18 protein-coding genes are annotated in these 16,927 nt (G+C 42.3%); 5 read left to right on the plus strand and 13 right to left on the minus strand.

Annotated features, from left to right (window positions below):
* Positions 1 to 86: 86 nt before the first annotated feature.
* Entirely contained in the window at positions 87 to 533 is a 447-nt protein-coding gene (locus ACFQWC_RS21140; RefSeq protein ID WP_299739369.1) for a YtoQ family protein, read from the plus strand.
* Between the two features lie 221 nt (positions 534 to 754).
* Positions 755 to 2,248 (plus strand): peptide MFS transporter, encoded by a 1,494-nt coding sequence (locus tag ACFQWC_RS21145; RefSeq protein WP_299739371.1) that lies wholly within the window; start codon positions 755 to 757, stop codon positions 2,246 to 2,248.
* Positions 2,249 to 2,425: 177 nt separating this feature from the next.
* Here the strand turns inward: ACFQWC_RS21145 and ACFQWC_RS21150 are convergent, their stop codons facing one another.
* The 3 genes from ACFQWC_RS21150 to ACFQWC_RS21160 form a co-directional block, all read right to left on the minus strand.
* Positions 2,426 to 2,584, minus strand: coding sequence for a hypothetical protein (locus ACFQWC_RS21150; protein ID WP_377109023.1), 159 nt, complete (start codon positions 2,582 to 2,584; stop codon positions 2,426 to 2,428).
* Between the two features lie 149 nt (positions 2,585 to 2,733).
* The gene (locus ACFQWC_RS21155) at positions 2,734 to 3,255 is read right to left on the minus strand and encodes a DUF84 family protein (RefSeq protein WP_299739375.1); all 522 of its coding nucleotides are present in this window, start codon (positions 3,253 to 3,255) and stop codon (positions 2,734 to 2,736) included.
* Positions 3,256 to 3,380: 125 nt separating this feature from the next.
* Complete coding sequence (locus ACFQWC_RS21160) at positions 3,381 to 4,454, minus strand: M42 family metallopeptidase (protein ID WP_299739377.1); 1,074 nt, start codon at positions 4,452 to 4,454, stop codon at positions 3,381 to 3,383.
* Between the two features lie 223 nt (positions 4,455 to 4,677).
* Between ACFQWC_RS21160 and ACFQWC_RS21165 the strand changes: the two genes are divergently transcribed.
* Complete coding sequence (locus ACFQWC_RS21165; RefSeq protein WP_299739379.1) at positions 4,678 to 4,992, plus strand: PepSY domain-containing protein; 315 nt, start codon at positions 4,678 to 4,680, stop codon at positions 4,990 to 4,992.
* Between the two features lie 71 nt (positions 4,993 to 5,063).
* Here ACFQWC_RS21165 and ACFQWC_RS21170 read toward each other — a convergent pair whose 3' ends face one another.
* Both ACFQWC_RS21170 and trmB read right to left on the minus strand, forming a co-directional pair.
* On the minus strand, positions 5,064 to 5,906 hold the full coding sequence (locus ACFQWC_RS21170; protein ID WP_299739381.1) for a YtnP family quorum-quenching lactonase: 843 nt from the start codon (positions 5,904 to 5,906) through the stop codon (positions 5,064 to 5,066).
* 133 nt (positions 5,907 to 6,039) lie between these two features.
* Complete coding sequence (gene trmB / locus ACFQWC_RS21175; RefSeq protein ID WP_299739383.1) at positions 6,040 to 6,684, minus strand: tRNA (guanosine(46)-N7)-methyltransferase TrmB; 645 nt, start codon at positions 6,682 to 6,684, stop codon at positions 6,040 to 6,042.
* 262 nt (positions 6,685 to 6,946) lie between these two features.
* Between trmB and ACFQWC_RS21180 the strand changes: the two genes are divergently transcribed.
* A complete protein-coding gene (locus ACFQWC_RS21180) occupies positions 6,947 to 7,225 on the plus strand; it encodes a YtzH-like family protein (RefSeq protein ID WP_377109024.1) in 279 nt (92 codons plus the stop codon).
* A 4-nt stretch (positions 7,226 to 7,229) separates the two neighbouring features.
* Here ACFQWC_RS21180 and ACFQWC_RS21185 read toward each other — a convergent pair whose 3' ends face one another.
* The 5 genes from ACFQWC_RS21185 to thpR all read right to left on the minus strand — a co-directional run bounded on the left by ACFQWC_RS21185 (position 7,230) and on the right by thpR (position 12,822).
* On the minus strand, positions 7,230 to 8,003 hold the full coding sequence (locus tag ACFQWC_RS21185) for a phosphotransferase (protein ID WP_377109025.1): 774 nt from the start codon (positions 8,001 to 8,003) through the stop codon (positions 7,230 to 7,232).
* A 187-nt stretch (positions 8,004 to 8,190) separates the two neighbouring features.
* Positions 8,191 to 10,335: a type I pullulanase gene (gene pulA, locus ACFQWC_RS21190; protein WP_377109026.1), complete on the minus strand. Its 2,145-nt coding sequence runs from the start codon at positions 10,333 to 10,335 to the stop codon at positions 8,191 to 8,193.
* Positions 10,329 to 11,282, minus strand: a complete 954-nt coding sequence (locus ACFQWC_RS21195) for a diacylglycerol/lipid kinase family protein (protein ID WP_377109027.1) — start codon at positions 11,280 to 11,282, stop codon at positions 10,329 to 10,331. Before ACFQWC_RS21195 ends, pulA begins: the two co-directional genes overlap by 7 nt.
* Positions 11,279 to 12,247 (minus strand): nuclease-related domain-containing protein, encoded by a 969-nt coding sequence (locus ACFQWC_RS21200; protein ID WP_377109028.1) that lies wholly within the window; start codon positions 12,245 to 12,247, stop codon positions 11,279 to 11,281. Before ACFQWC_RS21200 ends, ACFQWC_RS21195 begins: the two co-directional genes overlap by 4 nt.
* Positions 12,248 to 12,261: 14 nt before the next feature.
* Positions 12,262 to 12,822 carry an RNA 2',3'-cyclic phosphodiesterase gene (thpR, locus tag ACFQWC_RS21205; protein ID WP_299739395.1) on the minus strand — a complete coding sequence of 187 codons (561 nt, stop codon included), beginning with the start codon at positions 12,820 to 12,822 and terminating at the stop codon, positions 12,262 to 12,264.
* Positions 12,823 to 12,987: 165 nt separating this feature from the next.
* Here thpR and cysK point away from each other — a divergent pair, with 165 nt between their 5' ends.
* Entirely contained in the window at positions 12,988 to 13,917 is a 930-nt protein-coding gene (gene cysK, locus ACFQWC_RS21210; protein ID WP_299739397.1) for a cysteine synthase A, read from the plus strand.
* An 86-nt stretch (positions 13,918 to 14,003) separates the two neighbouring features.
* Here the strand turns inward: cysK and ACFQWC_RS21215 are convergent, their stop codons facing one another.
* The 3 genes from ACFQWC_RS21215 to pepV are packed head-to-tail and all read right to left on the minus strand — an operon-like array spanning position 14,004 to position 16,578.
* Positions 14,004 to 14,282 (minus strand): hypothetical protein, encoded by a 279-nt coding sequence (locus ACFQWC_RS21215; RefSeq protein ID WP_299739399.1) that lies wholly within the window; start codon positions 14,280 to 14,282, stop codon positions 14,004 to 14,006.
* Between the two features lie 13 nt (positions 14,283 to 14,295).
* Positions 14,296 to 15,150 carry a D-amino-acid transaminase gene (dat, locus tag ACFQWC_RS21220; RefSeq protein WP_377109029.1) on the minus strand — a complete coding sequence of 285 codons (855 nt, stop codon included), beginning with the start codon at positions 15,148 to 15,150 and terminating at the stop codon, positions 14,296 to 14,298.
* Between the two features lie 21 nt (positions 15,151 to 15,171).
* Positions 15,172 to 16,578: a dipeptidase PepV gene (gene pepV / locus ACFQWC_RS21225; RefSeq protein ID WP_341356842.1), complete on the minus strand. Its 1,407-nt coding sequence runs from the start codon at positions 16,576 to 16,578 to the stop codon at positions 15,172 to 15,174.
* Between the last annotated feature and the right edge of the window lie 349 nt (positions 16,579 to 16,927).

A 16,927-nucleotide genomic window follows, 5' to 3' on the forward strand; every position in this document is an offset into this window, starting at 1 on the left:
CCTGCCTTTTTAATGGGAAAACAGGTTATTTTTAACTCACATAGGGTATTTATGATAAAATAACTAAAAACAGGAGGGTGAAAACGATGGAATTTACAGTGTATCTAGCAGGAGAAATACATAGTTCTTGGAGAAACGATCTTAAAGGGAAAGCCAAAGAGCTTGATCTCCCTCTATCTTTCGTCGGACCGATGGAAAATCACGAACGTTCCGATGCTATCGGAGAAGAAATCCTTGGTGAACAACCAAATAAAATTCTCCGCGATGAGGCAGCTTCGAGCATTAACAATCTTCGAACAGAGCTACTGATGAAAAAGGCCGATGTAGTGATTGCCTTGTTTGGAGAAAAATACAAACAGTGGAATACTGCAATGGATGCGAGCACCGCCATCACACTTGGAAAGCCCCTTATCCTTATTCGTCCTGAAGAACTACACCATCCGTTAAAAGAGCTTTCCAATAAGGCAAGTGTTACAGTGACAAACATAGATCAAGCCATTAACACGTTATCGTATATTTTCGAAACCGAATAATCACATCAATAGTAGTAATAAAAGGCTTGTCGTTCAAATTGAACGGCAAGCCTTTTTCATGCTGTCACAGTTTCTACACAACAGAACTTTTTTACTATTTAAAAATAACTTAATATTGGCAATCTAAAGACATTTTATGTTATTATTAGCAATTTATAAACTTTTTTTGACTTTATGAAAATATTAAAATATTATAGTAAAAGAATAAGGGAGGTAGTAACATGTCATCAATGAATAAACAGAAAATTGTGGATAGTGTCCCTCAAAAAGGTTTCTTTGGACATCCAAAGGGATTATTCACTTTATTCTTCACAGAATTTTGGGAGCGCTTTTCCTATTACGGAATGCGTGCCATCCTCGTATTCTACATGTACTATGAGGTTTCAAAAGGCGGTCTGGGCCTTGAGCAAAACACAGCCTTAGCAATCATGTCGATCTATGGTTCACTTGTATATATGTCCGGAGTAATCGGAGGCTGGCTGGCAGATAGAATATTCGGAACTTCGAAAGCCGTCTTCTACGGTGGAATATTCATCATGTTTGGTCATATTGCTCTATCATTTCCAGGAAGTTTAGCCATGTTCTTTGTTTCGATGGTATTGATCGTTGTCGGAACAGGATTATTAAAACCGAACGTTTCAACTGTTGTCGGTGAAATGTATAGCGAAAGTGACACTCGACGCGATGCAGCTTTCAGTATTTTCTATATGGGTATCAACCTTGGTGCATTCATTGCTCCACTGATTGTCGGTAAGCTTATGGAAACAAAAGGATTCCATTGGGGATTCGCGGTAGCAGCGATCGGTATGTTCTTAGGTCTTGTTGTCTTTATGGCGACAAAGAAAAAGAACCTTGGTCTTGCGGGTACGTATGTTCCAAATCCACTTGCACCAGCTGAAAAGAAAAAGTATGGTTTAATCGCAGGATTAGTCGTTGTTGGTCTTGCCATCATTTTAGGTATTACGATTCCAGCAGGCCTATTTACATTAAACGTATTCATCAATTTAGTAGGTATCTTCGGTATCGTCGTTCCAACCATTTACTTTATTGTGATGTACTATAGTCCGAAAACAACAGAAACTGAACGTTCAAGGGTAATAGCTTATATCCCGCTATTTATTGCAGCGGTTATGTTCTGGGCGATTCAAGAACAAGGGTCAACCATCCTTGCAGTTTACGCTGATAAGAGAACTGACCTTGAATTCATGGGAATCAGCATTTCACCAGCCTGGTTCCAATCATTAAACCCGTTATTTATTATTCTATTAGCTCCAGTATTTGCATGGATGTGGGTGAAACTGGGTGATCGTCAACCATCGATTCCAAAGAAATTCTCATTTGGTCTATTGTTTGCCGGTTTATCATTCTTAGTGATCCTATTACCTGCCTACTTCGGGGGAGAAGATTCACTAGTAAGTCCATTATGGCTAGTACTTAGTTACCTCATCGTTGTACTTGGTGAGCTATGCTTATCACCAGTCGGTCTTTCTGCCACGACGAAGCTTGCTCCAGAAGCATTCTCTGCTCAAACAATGAGTCTTTGGTTCTTGGCTTCTGCTGCTGCACAGGCGTTGAATGCACAGCTTGTACGTTTCTACACACCTGAAACAGAAACGATGTACTTTGGTGCAATCGGAGGGATGGCAATCGTATTGAGTATTGCTCTATTCCTGCTTTCACCTAAGATTCAGGCATACATGAAAGGTGTAAAATAATTGATTTAACCCTCTGAATGGTTTCAGAGGGTTTTTTGTATGGCTTATGCCTTTGTTAAAAAGTTTGTAGAGATAAAGAAAAGGAACTCCGCTTCAACACGGAGTCCCATTCCAACTATTAAAAGAAGTCACAGCCACATTTTCTTCTACGTCTTCTTCTGCGGTTATCTTCAGCTCCTAAAACATCGTCGTCTCTTCTTCTGCGACATCTTCTACGACGATCATCGTCATCTCCAAATAGGTTGCATCTTCTTCTGTCACCAAATAAAAAATTATCCCAGTCACAGCATCTTCTGTCATCACGATGATCATCGCGACGTCCTCCGACTCGGTCATTACAATAATGGCATCCCATAAATTCTAACCTCCTTAGAAAGAATTTATCAGATATAATAAAGTCTGATATACTCCATCCTATGAGGGGCTGGTAGATTTGGTATGGGCCAAGTACCTTTTATAGGTAAAAGTATGATGGATTATTTGCCCTACACCTTATTCCTGAACTGCCACTGGCCTATCAACAGCTGAACCACGTGCAGGAACATGGCCTCTCTTGTAATGAGCCCATTCGTAAACACACCGATAGCACCTTCTTTTTTTCTAACCCCAGACTTTTGAGTATACTCGTCCATCAGGGGTCCCAGCTCTTTCCCAGCCTTTAACTTGCTGCTGATTTCTTTAGGTAAGGAAATCCTGGCACCTCCCCCGATGATTTCGTTCCCGCTGCGATCCACAAGAGCACCCCAGTTACAGACAAACATTCCATATAGTGATTCCGTCACTCCCCCTTCAAGACCAATACCAATCTCACTATCTGATGCCCGTAATACGTTCTTCGCTCGATTTAGCGCACCTTCGATCGTCTCTTGATCAGAAAAAGGCTGCTCACTTACATGAGACTCTGTTTTGAGACACTCGAAAAGAACGTCCTCGTATTGTTCGTTGAATGCCTTTTGAATGGCTTGTACCTTTGCAGGGTTGGTCGTTCCAATTGCTACTTTTAACAAATAAATACCTCATTTCTATATAAGAGACGCCGTGCTGGCGCACTCTTTTTCTCTCTATAAAAAAACTGTCTCAAGAAGTACCTGAACGAGACAGTCTTTTTGGTCTATTTTTTTAGAAGAGTTACTTATGCATTCGATTTAATCGATTGGATTGTAGAACGATCACATTGCTTCACTAATTTGACAATCAGTTCTTTCGCAGCTGCATAATCATCTACATGTATCATGGATGCATGTGTGTGGATATATCTTGAACAGATACCAACAACTGCACTTGGGACCCCTTCATTTGACATATGTACTCTTCCGGCATCTGTTCCGCCTTGAGAAACAAAATATTGATAAGGAATGTCATTTGATTCAGCTGTATCAAGAACGAATTCCCTGATGCCTCTGTGGGTAACCATTGAACGATCAAGAATGCGAAGAAGAGCACCTTTCCCTAATTGGCCAAATTCATTTTTGTCCCCTGACATATCATTTGCCGGACTTGCATCGAGGGCAAAGAAAATATCCGGATTAATCATATTAGCTGCTGTCTGGGCACCGCGTAGTCCGACTTCCTCCTGAACCGTGGCTCCAGAGTATAGGGTGTTGGGAAGTGTCACACCTTGCAGCTCTTTTAACAGTTCAATGGACAATCCGCATCCATAACGGTTATCCCAGGCCTTTGCAAGTATTTTTTTCTCATTCGCCATTGGTGTAAACGGACAAATCGGTACAATCTGCTGCCCTGGTTTAATCCCGATTTCAAGTGCATTATCCCGATCATCCGCACCGATATCAATGAGCATATTCTTGATATCCATCGGCTTTCTTCGTTGTTCTTCTCCCAGCAAGTGAGGGGGGATACTTCCGATTACACCCGTTACAGGCCCGTTATCCGTAATGATCTGAACACGCTGAGCCAACAGGACCTGACTCCACCATCCGCCAAGGGTTTGAAAACGGATCATCCCATTATCCGTAATGGACGTGACCATAAAGCCTACTTCATCCATATGTCCCGCCACCATGACAACAGGGTCCTGATCTTTGCCTTTTTTCACTCCAAATATCCCACCCAGGCGATCCTGGACAATGTCATCTGAGTATTGAGACAATTGTTCTTTCATAAATTTACGGACCGCATGCTCATTACCGGGTGCTCCCGGCAATTCAGTCAATGTTTTAAAAAGTTCCAACGTATCTTGTTTCATGTCATATGCCCCTTTTATATAAAATCTACTTTATGTATAATCTTATTTTACAGAACTTTCGAACGTCTTACCACCAATTGAGATGAAAAGGAGTTCTCTTTTTTATTATTTCTTTGATAGAATGTACCTATAGATGGAAAATTATCGAGAATCACCAGGGAGATAGTGGATAGTATGCTATCCCTTAACATCAAATACTCATTGCCTGTGGAGGGAATAAAAAATGAACTGGAAATCTTTCATGATTGGAATCGGAATCGGGGCAGTAGGCGGATATTTTCTTAAAGAAAAACTGGATGATTCAAACATGGTTTCTGCCGAAAAAGTTTTAAGGGACGTAAAACTTTCATTCAAAAAAGAGGGGAACATCGATGGCTCCTGGATCGGAATGAAGCCCGAAGACTATCAGAAGCACTCGGTAACAACGAAAGTTTATAAAGGTGGCGTATCCAGAAGAAAAGACGGTGAACTGGAGCAATATGAATTTTTAGCAGATGCGTATACGGGCACTGTTGTGGATGTGTATCCTTTATCTTAAAAATGGCAAAACAGCATGATTTAAAAGGATGATCCCAGCATGCCTTGGGACCATCCTTTTCTCAAACATCATTATTTTTCCCTCAGTACGTGATCAACGATTTCTCCATCTCTATTCCACTTGATCCCTCTATAAACCGCATCATGATAGAATAGGAACCAGTATTCTCCTTCAATCGCTTGATTGATCCACTTGTCTTTGGCATCGATGGACGTCATTGGATAGTCGTCGTAAGCCAGTACCCACAGTGGATTTTTGTGCGCGTGAGTAGGCATGATATCTGCCATATGAATGAACTTCTCCCCGTTATGCTCTAAAAGGATAATCGAATGCCCGTCACTGTGACCTCCCGTATGCACCATTGTGATTCCAGGAAGTACTTCCTTTTCTCCTTCGAACGTTTCCACTTGGGATTGAATACTCTCCCAATTTTCTTTCCAGTATGTATTGCGGGAGCGCACATTCGGATTTCTCATTTCATCCCATTCCACTTGGGAGGTGTAAATGGTTGCATTCGGGAATACAGGAACAAGCGTATCGCCCTCATATTTTGTTAAACCGCAAGCATGATCGAAATGCATGTGGGTCATCAACACCACATCAATATCATCTGGTTTCAAGCCCAGTGCTTCGAGGGATCTCTCGATATCCGACTCTTCATGCACACCATAGTTACGTCTTTGTTTCTCATTCAGCTTCCCTTTACCAATACCTGATTCAATTAATACATTCTTCCCTTCCCATTTGAAAAAGAGCGGATCTGTTCGTAATTCGATCTGATTCAAGTCATTCACGGCATATTTTTTTGACCAAAGAGGCTTTGGGACCACTCCGAACATAGCTCCACCATCCATGTGAGTGACGCCGCCATTCAGCCAGTGTATCGTTAGATCTCCAACTTTCAACGTTTCCATTTTGACTCCTCCTTTGTTCATACCCTTTTATTTTATCAGAATTTATGGACAACTTATAGGTGGATGCTCGGATCGCTGCAGCCAATATGAAAAAACAGCCCTGCGAGATCTGCAGGGCTGCTTTAGCTGTGAATTATTGATTTTGATATTGGGCTTCGACCCGGTAGATTCTTTGGCCTTTGGCTGAGAATTTTTCTTCGTATTCAGTCATGATATTGCCTTCAAACTCACTATTATGAAGGTCGAGGCTCAAGAAATTCAGATGCAGGCCGTACCAGGAGAAGCTCTTTAATGAGTACTCGAATAAGCCTTGATTGTCTGTCTTAAAGTGGATTTCTCCGCCTTTGATCAGCACATCTTCATATAGCTTCAGAAAATCTTTATAAGTCAGTCGACGTTTTTCATGTCTGTTTTTCGGCCATGGATCAGAGAAGTTCAAGTATACTCGACTTACTTCTTCCGATGCGAAGTATTCAGTCAGGTTCTTTGCATCGACATTTAACAGCTTGACGTTAGGAAGCTCAGCTTCGATTAAACGATCAAGAGCTGTTACAATGACGCTTTCATATAACTCGATTCCAATATAATTAACGTCCGGATTGGCTCTGGCCATCTCCGTGACAAATTGACCTTTTCCTGTTCCTACCTCGATGTGGATAGGATTGTCATTACCAAACTCTTTATTCCATTGACCTTTTATCTCCTGGGGTTCTGCCACAACATACTGTGGATGGTCACTGATTTTCTCAGAAGCCCACGGTTTATTACGTAAACGCATGTAGACACCTCTTTTTTTATTATCGAAAAAAACATACCACGACTATCCGTCCTGTGCAAGAGCCAAAATAGAGCCAATCCCGTTTCGGATCTTCTGGCTAACATACCCACTTAAGGTCCGTCCCTCAAAAAGCGCGCATAAATGAAAAAGGAATTCACACACTATTAGTGAATTCCTTTTTCGGGTCTGGTCATTTTGAAGGGCTGAAAAAGTACGTGTTTTCTTTAAATCTTTGAGAGACGAAAATGAAAGGGTGTACTCTATGCCTTTAAATTCACAGAATCAAATGCAGTTATTATCAGATATTTTAAGCAATCACAGCACGGATTGCTGCGGTTCGGTTTCTGAATGTGAGCAAGTTGAACGATTGGTGAAGTCATTAATGGTTAACGCTGATATTCATGAAAACGTAAAGCCTGTCCTGCAAGAAATTTATCAGTACAGTCAGAGCGGGATATCCTCACCTGACTTATCGAACCATATCACGACCAATCAAGAAAACTTGTCCCAATGGGTTACGGATATGAATAGCTACTCTTAATAAATCAGATCACCTTATGCAAGTATTCAATCCAATGATTCATCTCGTGGAATCGTGCTTTCCCTTTATGCCACTGAATGGATAAAATCGTTTGTGCGACCACATACCATTTCATTCGCAGCTTTAAGTTATCGGTTAACTCAACGCCGTATTGAGTTAACCAGCCTTCCCATTGCTCCTCAGGGATATACCAGTATAATAACAGACCTACATCAAAGGCCGGGTCTGCAATCATGGCCCCGTCCCAATCAATTAAATACAACTGGTTGTAATCAGACAGCAGCCAGTTGTTATGGTTAACATCTCCGTGGCAAACTACATATTCTTCTTGTTGAACATCCACAAGCTCTTTTTGAAGAAACAGGAGTGCCTCTCTGATGACAGGTAATGAAAGAAGATCGAATTCTAAGCCTGTCTCCACTTCTGTGAGCATATGCTCGGGTTGAAACGGCTCTTTTCCCAACCGCTCAAGCATGGTTGAAAGCGGCTTAGAGGAATGAATCTTATTGAGCAGCCTGGCCACTCTTTCATCCTTCATCTCTTCAGGCTTTAATTCTCTCCCATTTAACCAGTGTTGTGCCGTTATGACATCCCCGTTTTCCATTCGTTTTGTCCAAACAAGCTTTGGCACAATTCCTTCTGCTGATAATACAGCTACAAAAGGGGAGGAATTACGTTTCAGAAATAATCTTTGCTCCTGATACTGAGCAAAGAACGCTTCTCCAGTTGCACCGCCTGCGGGGACTATTTCCCAATCTTGGTCAAATAAGTGTTCCAATATATTCACCTTCTATTGGTCCTTTGTCATGTTTATATGTTCTTTACGATATTATTAAATTCATTTATTTACTGTCAAAAAAAGTCTTATAAAATAAAAAAGACAGCTATTGGGCAATACAATCAATAGCCATCTGTTTAAGATTTTATCGTCATCTTGCGTTTTCGTCAAGCACTGGAATGAACTGTTACCTTACAAATACATAGGAAGAGACGGGTTCAAGGGTTATGGTCGGCTTCTCTACCTCATAAAGACCGTTTACATTTGCCCGATTACCATCTGATAAACAAATCCAATCTTTTCCTTCTGGAAGAGAATAGTCACATTTTTTCGTATCTGAATGGAAGACCATGAAGATCTCATTCCACGGACCATACGGGTGTACATTCCGATAGTGAACGACGACAAGATTTTCAATGCTATGGGAGACTTCTACATGCTCCCTGATCAACCCGCTCTTCTGAAAACGGAAGGCGCCGTGACTTTTACGGATTTGAATCAGCGCTTTAACATATTGGACAACCTCATCATATTCTTCTCTTCTGACCCAGTCTAATTGATTGATTTCCACTGGAGAATTGTAGCTATTCTCAATGCCGTTTTTCGTTCTGTAGAATTCCTGTCCTGCATGAAGAAAAGGGATTCCTTGTGATAACAGCACCATCGTAGTTGACAATTTATGGCGATCCATAAGGGTTCCTTCTTCTTCATTTAAACAAGCCTTCATTTTATCCCAAAGGGTGTGGTTATCATGGGATTCCACATAGTTGACCGATTGAGTCGGCTCTTTAAAGAGTCCTCTTTCTCCATTTTTCATCCCGACACTTCCAGTCAGGACGAGTTCCACTTTTTGTTCCAAATGACCGTGACCGAGGGCAAATCCTTTGTCATATAAGTTAAAGGTACTTCCTTTAATCGTGTCCCGGAACCAATCATTGAATTGACCGATACCTTGAAGTTGATGGGCGTTACGCAGGTTAGCTTTTTGATGGGGGGGCAGAGGCGTATTCAGGTCCCAACCTTCTCCTATTAAAATGGCTCCTGGCAAAACCTTCTCCACTTCTTCACGGATTGTGGCCATTGTCTTAATATCAAGAATTCCCATTAGATCAAAACGGAAGCCGTCGACACCGTATTCTTCTATCCAATAAAGAATCGAATCAACGATGAATTTCCTGGCCATCAGGCGTTCGGAAGCAAAGTCATTTCCCACTCCGGTCCCGTTTGACGGTAAGCCATTTTCATCATGACGGAAGAAATATCCGGGTACGAGCTTTTCAAAAGACGAATCCTCCCGAATGAAAACATGGTTGTACACCACATCCAGTATGACCCTGATATTTTCTTCATGAAGGCTTCGAATCACGCTTTTCAGTTCATTGATTCGTTCATATGGATCTTCAGGCTTTAAGCTGTAGCTTCCTTCAGGTGCGTTAAAAAACAAAGGATTGTATCCCCAATTGTAGTTTTTATCGGCAGGGTGATCGGTCACCCCATCGAAATCATTTACAGGAAGCAGTTCAACATGGGTGATCCCCAGCTCCTTCAGGTACTGAAGTCCACTGCTGAATCCACTTGGAGTGGAAGTCCCTTTTTCTGTAAAAGCACGATACTTTCCTCTATATTTCATGCCGCTTTCTTTTTGAGCTGAGAAATCGCGAATGTTCAACTCATAAATGACTGCATCCGTCGGAGATGATAATGGTGGAAGGGAGGAAAGAGCCTCACCTTTACCCAGATTTACAACACATCCCCACTCACTATCGTAGGAAACGGATTTAGCGTATGGATCGATCGATTCATCCCATACTAAATTGATGCACGTAAGAATCGTATAATAATACCCATCTACATTGGTATTCACCTTACATTCCCATACGCCGTTCTCGACTCTCGCGAATGGATACTGGATTTCTTCATCATCAGGGGATTTCAGCTTTAATCTTACCTCTGTTGACGTGGGAGCCCATACTTTAAATACGGTGCACCCTTCTTGGTATGTAACACCAAGGTCATCCCCATCGTAATAATAGCGTTGATCAAATTCCTCGGTTCTAATGACCGCCCCGATCTGCAGGTCTGTCTTTGTGTTATGCTCATCCACCACTTCATACGTTTTCCCTAAAATAACCTTTTCGCCTTGGATTGTCGTGACATATTTCATGGCATCATTGAGGGGAATCTTTTCTTCAATGTGAAGAGCTATTTTTTCACTTCCCTTTATCAGGGTGAAGTGACTTGAATGACCTTCATGATAATCGTATGGAAGAATCATAGTAATCGTATTGAACATATCTAAAAACGCATCGTAATGCCTGCTAATGACTAACACTTCTGCCACCCACTTCTGTTTAACATTTTCCAACTTAATGGAAGAACATTCACCTTCAATTCATCAGCCTTCTTCAGTTCTTCAATAGTATCTCCGTCTGCGTGAACAGGTACATCCTGACTCGATCGAACCGTAATCATCTTTCCCGTACGCGTGCTGACTTCTTTGAAAGCCGTATGTTTTCCGAAGAAGACGGATAGAAAGACCAAGAGTAATTTCCACCTGGATAAACCGTGGACGAGAGTCATATCGATGTAGCCATCTTGAGGACAGGCCTGTGGGGCGATTTTCATCCCTCCGCCAAAAAAAGGCTGATTCGAAATCGTCACAAACCATACCTTGTGGAACCGTTGTTCTTTTCCATCGACCCTTATCGAAAGAGAAAAAGGTTTAAACGTAAACGCTTCCTTACAAAGAAGGATAGGATAGATCAACTGCCCAAGGGACCATTTGTTCAACCACTTTTTAAAGGGAGAACGATTTGCCATCCGGGCAATTTGCGCATCAAAGCCTATTCCTATATTATTCACAAAATGCCCATTTGGTCCGCTGCTCATGGAATATTGACCAGAATCCAAAAGCACGATATCCTCTTTTTTTAATCCCTGCTTTATTAAGGTATATGCTTGTTTTTGATTGTTAGGCCAATTATAGCCTCTTGCAAAATCATTACCGCTTCCTGATGGAATATACCCTATAACGACCTTGTCAAAACCGATTGTTCCACTGACCACAGAGTTCATGGTGCCATCTCCACCGACTCCCACGACCAAGAGCAATTCGTCAGGAGATTCGTTGACCTTACTTGCGACAATGCTCTTTACGTCCCCGGGGTGCTCTGTCACAAACATTTCATATGGAATGTCGATTGTTCGACTAAATTGATTCCATGAAGTTAAGGAATGATGGTTCTTTGCAGAAGGGTTCACGATAAAAATCGTTTTCATTGTTGATTCTCATCTGAACCAACCGTCTGTTCTTCCCACTGAAGCCTTCTGAAAGAAGTGGTTTCGCAATACTCCATGATGGCTTGTGCCGCTTTTAGCTGCACACTCTTGATTGGAGAAGAGCTTGAACGCTGCTGTTGGAACCATTCGTTGTGATACCGCTTATCCAGAAACTGGATGCCCACTGGAGCCTGTGGGTAATCTATGTATCCATTCCTGCTTATCACACCTTTATAAATAGGGAGCTCCACTCCTTCATATTGAATGATCTGATGGAGTATACTCTCCATTCTCCTTAGACCGATAAGAGGGTTTAATACCTTCGTCTCGACATCTCCCCATTTTTTCAGCCAAAATCGTTCTCCAGATCCGATATAGGCGGTTCCTTCCTCAAATTCAAGAAAGGTTAGGCACCATATTCCTGTCGGAGTGATCAAAATGGTTTCGAGCTCTACAGGTGCTTGTTTAATTCTTAGTAGCGGGTTGTACATCACGAATATGTTATCTGGAAAGCGCTGAAGCAGGTAGCGCAAGCGTTCGTCATAATGATAGCTGTTGTCTACATAGGATTTCTCCATAATCGTGGAGCTTGCCCATCTCAACTGAAAATCAAATAAAAGGTCCAGGAAGGAAACCTTTAATTCTTCCTCTGTAGAGATATCTTGATGTGAATCCATTTCGATTTCAATTTCGTCATCATTCAGTTGAATAGAACTTGACTGCTCCTCTTCTTGAGCTCCTTTCTTTTTAAAGAGTGAAAAGAGCTTCTCCTTCATGGAGTTCCCTTCCTCCTCTGGCACTTCATCCTTCATGATGGGTGTAACGGGAGGAAGATCGCCGTTTTCCCAATGTTGTTTCATTTTTTCCCATTGCTGCTTTTTTAATCGGACAAATTGGGAAGGATATTTATATAAATCCGTTTCGTACCTGGAAACGTAATCTTGGAGTTTAATCAGTTGTGCCATATGAATCTATCCTTTCATGACGGTCGATATGCCTGTAATGATTTGGTGTAAATGGCTTCATACTTTGGCAGTCTATCTAAGTGGGTTTGATATAACACAATTTCTCCTGCTGTGAAGGAGTGGGTATCAGTCGGCTGAAACGCATTTAACCATTCGGGAGTAAAAGGGAAGTCTTTATTCCACTTCCGCCCTACTGTGATATGTGGAGAAAAAGGTCTCTTATCTAATTGAAAGCCCGCTTCTTCACACGCATCATACATACGGTCCCGAACCCGTTGTAATGCTTCTGATGGCTGAACACCCATCCAAAGTATTCTGGGTGAATCACTTTTGCCAAAGATCCCGAAGTAATCCAGGGTTAAAGGGAAGGCAGAACACTCCAGAGCCCCTACTTTATGGATCACGGGTTGAAGTTCATCCGCATTTCCTAAGAAGGCTAATGTGATGTGATAATCCTGCGGGTGCACCCAGCGCTGAAAGGAATCCTCATCCTTCATTGGCTGCGTCCATTTATGAATATGGCGTTTCGTTTCCTGAGACAGGGAAAGTGCAAAGAAATAGTGAGCTTTCAACATATCACTCGTCCTTTCATTTATTACTACCATTTTAGCAAAATGTGTCATGAGAGAGAATGAATAGGAGGAAATGCAATAAAAATGAAATACAAAGCGCATTTATTTGATAAGATTTATATGAATTAGTACGATAGAAGAAGAACGTTTTCTGAAAGGAAGTTGAACATGAAAGTTGTACAAAATATTGCTGAATTGATCGGGGACACTCCACTAGTCAAATTAAATCGCCTCAATCCTGCTGACGGGGCGGATGTGTATGTTAAATTAGAATTCTATAATCCGAGTAAAAGTGTGAAGGACCGTGCTGCCTTTCAAATGATCGTTGAAGCAGAGAAGGAAGGCTTATTGAAGGCAGGATCGACCATTATAGAGCCGACGAGTGGAAACACCGGCATCGGCCTTGCCATGAATGCAGCCGCAAGGGGATATCGCGCAATCCTGGTGATGCCCGATACGATGACTCAAGAGCGTATTAATCTGTTAAAAGCATATGGAGCTGAAGTAGTCTTAACACCTGGAGATGACAAAATGCCGGGTGCTATTGAAAAAGCGAAAGAATTAACAGAGCAAATTCCAAACAGCTTCATGCCGATGCAGTTTGAAAACGATGCGAACCCAAATGCCCACAGGGAAACGACTGCTCTCGAGATTGTCGAAGCCATGAAAGAAATCGGCAAGCCCTTATCTGCATTTGTTGCGACTGCCGGAACGGGCGGCACGATTACAGGGACAGGAGAAGTGTTAAAAGAGCACTACCCGGATCTTGCCGTTCATGTGGTGGAGCCGGCAGGATCCCCGGTTCTTTCTGGAGGAAAGCCAGGGAAGCATAAATTAGTCGGGACGAGTCCCGGGTTTGTTCCAGATATTTTAAATACGGAAGTGTATGATGAAATTCATAAAATCGAAGACGAGCAAGCCTACGATATCGCCCGTAGAATGGCAAGTGAAGAAGGAATTCTGGTAGGACCTTCATCAGGAGCCGCTTGTTATGCAGCCATTGAAGTGGCGAAGAAATTATCACCGGAAGATGTAGTCGTGTGCATTGCCTGCGATACAGGAGAAAGATATCTATCAAGCGACCTGTTCAGATTTTAATATACAAAAGCGCTTCGACTTACTTCTCGATCCGGACGATAACCAAAAGAGGCTGCGCCCATAACGGCGCAGCCTCTTCCTTATGTTCATTTAACCTTATGATACTGCGTAATGAAATGTTCAGGAGATGACTTAACAACAAACGTCCACACTCCTTCAATCGTGTGCAGATACAAAAAAGTATAGAAAGCTGACAATGGTTTGCTTGTCACATCCATCACGTCCTTGATGGTGAAGCTTTTCGTAGGAGTCTCGATTCGATCACTGTATAAATAAAGATGCTCCTCTGTCTCTACGGTGAATTGCCGGTTGTCTTCTATTCTACGTTCGGTCTTCATAAATGGTTGTGAACAAATCAATCTCATTTAAAGCCTCCAACTATTTTACCGGGCTTTGTTCCCTTTTTCTTTCACTAAAGAGTGCCTGCAGCTTTTTCGTTACAGAACCGGTTTTCCCATTCCCTACCACCTGTTGATCGATCTTAATGACGGGCATGACTTCTGAAGTCGTACTTGCGATGAATACTTCATCCGCTTCGAGAAGATCATGGACAAGAAACGTCTCTTCTTGAAAAGAGATATTATTTCTTCTGCATAAATCTTCAATGACTCTTCTAGTAATACCATTGAGTATCAGGTTTGTAGCGGGATGTGTGTAGATGACTCCATCTTTCACCATGAATGCATTAGAAGAGGAGCCTTCCGTCACAGTATCCCCTCGATGCAAAATGGCTTCGAAATGCCCCTCGGAAGCAGCTTCTTCTTTTGCCAGGAGGTTTCCGAGAAGATTCAAGCTCTTAATATCACATCTCAGCCACCTGATATCTTCGACCAGCTTAGCTGTTACACCCTGCTCCATCTGGTGAAGAGGAACAGGAAAATCTTTGGTATAAGCAACGACGCTTCCCATTACATCTTTCGAAGGAAAATGGTGCTGACGGGAAGATACACCGCGGGTCACTTGCACATAAACAATCCCGTCTTTCACTTGATTGGAATCGATAAGCTCCAGAAGATGTGCCGTCAGTTCTTCTTCCGAATACGGAATGGACAGCTTCATCTTTTCAGCACTTTGATAAAGTCGCTCCATATGCTCCTTCATCGTGAACGTGTTTCCGCCGTATACGCGAATCACTTCATAGATTCCATCCCCGAATTGATAACCCCGATCCTCAATATCAATCTTCGCATCGGCACGATCGATGACTTCCCCATTTACAAATACTGTGTTCATTCTGCTCTCCCCTTGTCTCTCTTAAGATTCACAGGCTAATTCATAGATAGCCTGTGCGTAAATAGCCGTTGCTTTCAGGAGATCCTCTATATACATATATTCATCCTTCTGATGAGCAATATCTTCACGGCCCGGGAATAAAGCTCCAAATGCTACGCCTGCCTCTAAGCTTCTGGCGTAAGTCCCTCCACCGATGCTTAATAACTCGCCTCTCTCACCGGTTTGATCCTCATATACCTTTTTCAGCGTTTGAACGAGTTCATCGTCTTTCGACACATGATGAGGTTTACTATCTGAGAAGTTCTCAATTGAATAGCCTTCTATGTTCTCGATGATTGCCTTTCCTTTCTCCATCTCAAACGTAACCGGATAACGCATGTTTAATCCTAATCGTCCACCATCAGCATCTGAATAGCGCAACTTCCCTACGTTGATCGTTAAATCTCCCGTAATATCGTCACGGTAGCTTACACCGAGTTGAATCCCTCTTGAATCTTTAAAGAAATGCTTGGTCGTGAACTCAAAGAATTCTTTTCCTTTAGAAGATAGTGGCAGCTGTGATAAGAATGCGGCTAAGTAGAGACCCGCATTCTTCCCGTTGTCAGGCTCCATTCCATGTGAAGAAACACCTTCGACTTCAAAAACAAGCTCGCCGTTTTCGATGTAATAGTTACCTTTGATGTTTTCTTCCTTTGTGAAAATTTCAAAGTTTTGAACCCATTTTGTATGGTCCTCGTCCACTAGAAGGACTGCCTTTGCATAGTCAGGAACCATGTTGTAGCGGCGGCCGGACTCGAAGGACAGGACTTTGATGCCTGATTGGGACGCATCCGCTGGTTCTGTTTGAACTAAATCATAGTCGGCAATCCCTTTTTCTGCATGAATGATCGGGAAATCGGCATCAGGAGCAAATCCCATTGTAGGCATTTCTTCTTTTTTGAAATAGTGCTCTACACATCTCCAGTCACTTTCCTCATCTGTCCCAATGATCATGCGGATTCGCTTATTAAAGGTGGGATCAAGATCTTTTACGATTTTCATGGCATAGTAAGCAGCCATTGTAGGACCTTTGTCGTCGATCGCTCCACGGGCGAAAATCTTACCGTCTTTTATCTCACCGCCATAAGGATCGACACTCCATCCATCCCCTTCCGGCACAACATCCACATGACAAAGGATGCCGAGAAGGTCATTTCCTTCCCCAAATTCTAAATGCCCTGCAAGATGATCCACATTCTTAGGGGTGAAACCGTCTTTCTCACCAAGGGTTAACAAATAGTCCAGCGCTTCTTTCACGCCTTTTCCCAGCGGTGCTTCCTCTGTCGCATTCTCTTCATCCAACACACTTTTAATTTGCAGAAAATGTTGCAGATCCTTAAGCAAATCGTCCTTCCGCTTCTCCACTTCATTTGTCCAATTGATACTCATTCGTTTCCACCTGCTCTATATGTATTTACTTCTCCTATCATTTTATACTGTTTCATGGGGAAATCCAAACAGAGAGAATTTTGCTGAATCACCCCTGGAAGTGCAGGGCTCTGTCAATCAATGTGTGCTGGATGGTGAGGGGAACCGCTTCGCTTGCAGCTAGCGTTCGGCCGGGGAATCTTGTGCCTCCAGCGGAAAGGAACGGTCCACGTTTTGTTCCTACACTCATCCTCTAGCGCAAATCGACAACTTCCTTTCTTCTGTGAGATAGAAATAATCTATACAAAAAGAGCTTTATAAGATAAAAAATACATATATTTAGCATTTTATTCATATTCTAGGAATACAA

The sequence above is a fragment of the Rossellomorea sp. GCM10028870 genome, assembly GCF_042666755.1.
Classification (GTDB): domain Bacteria; phylum Bacillota; class Bacilli; order Bacillales; family Bacillaceae_B; genus Rossellomorea.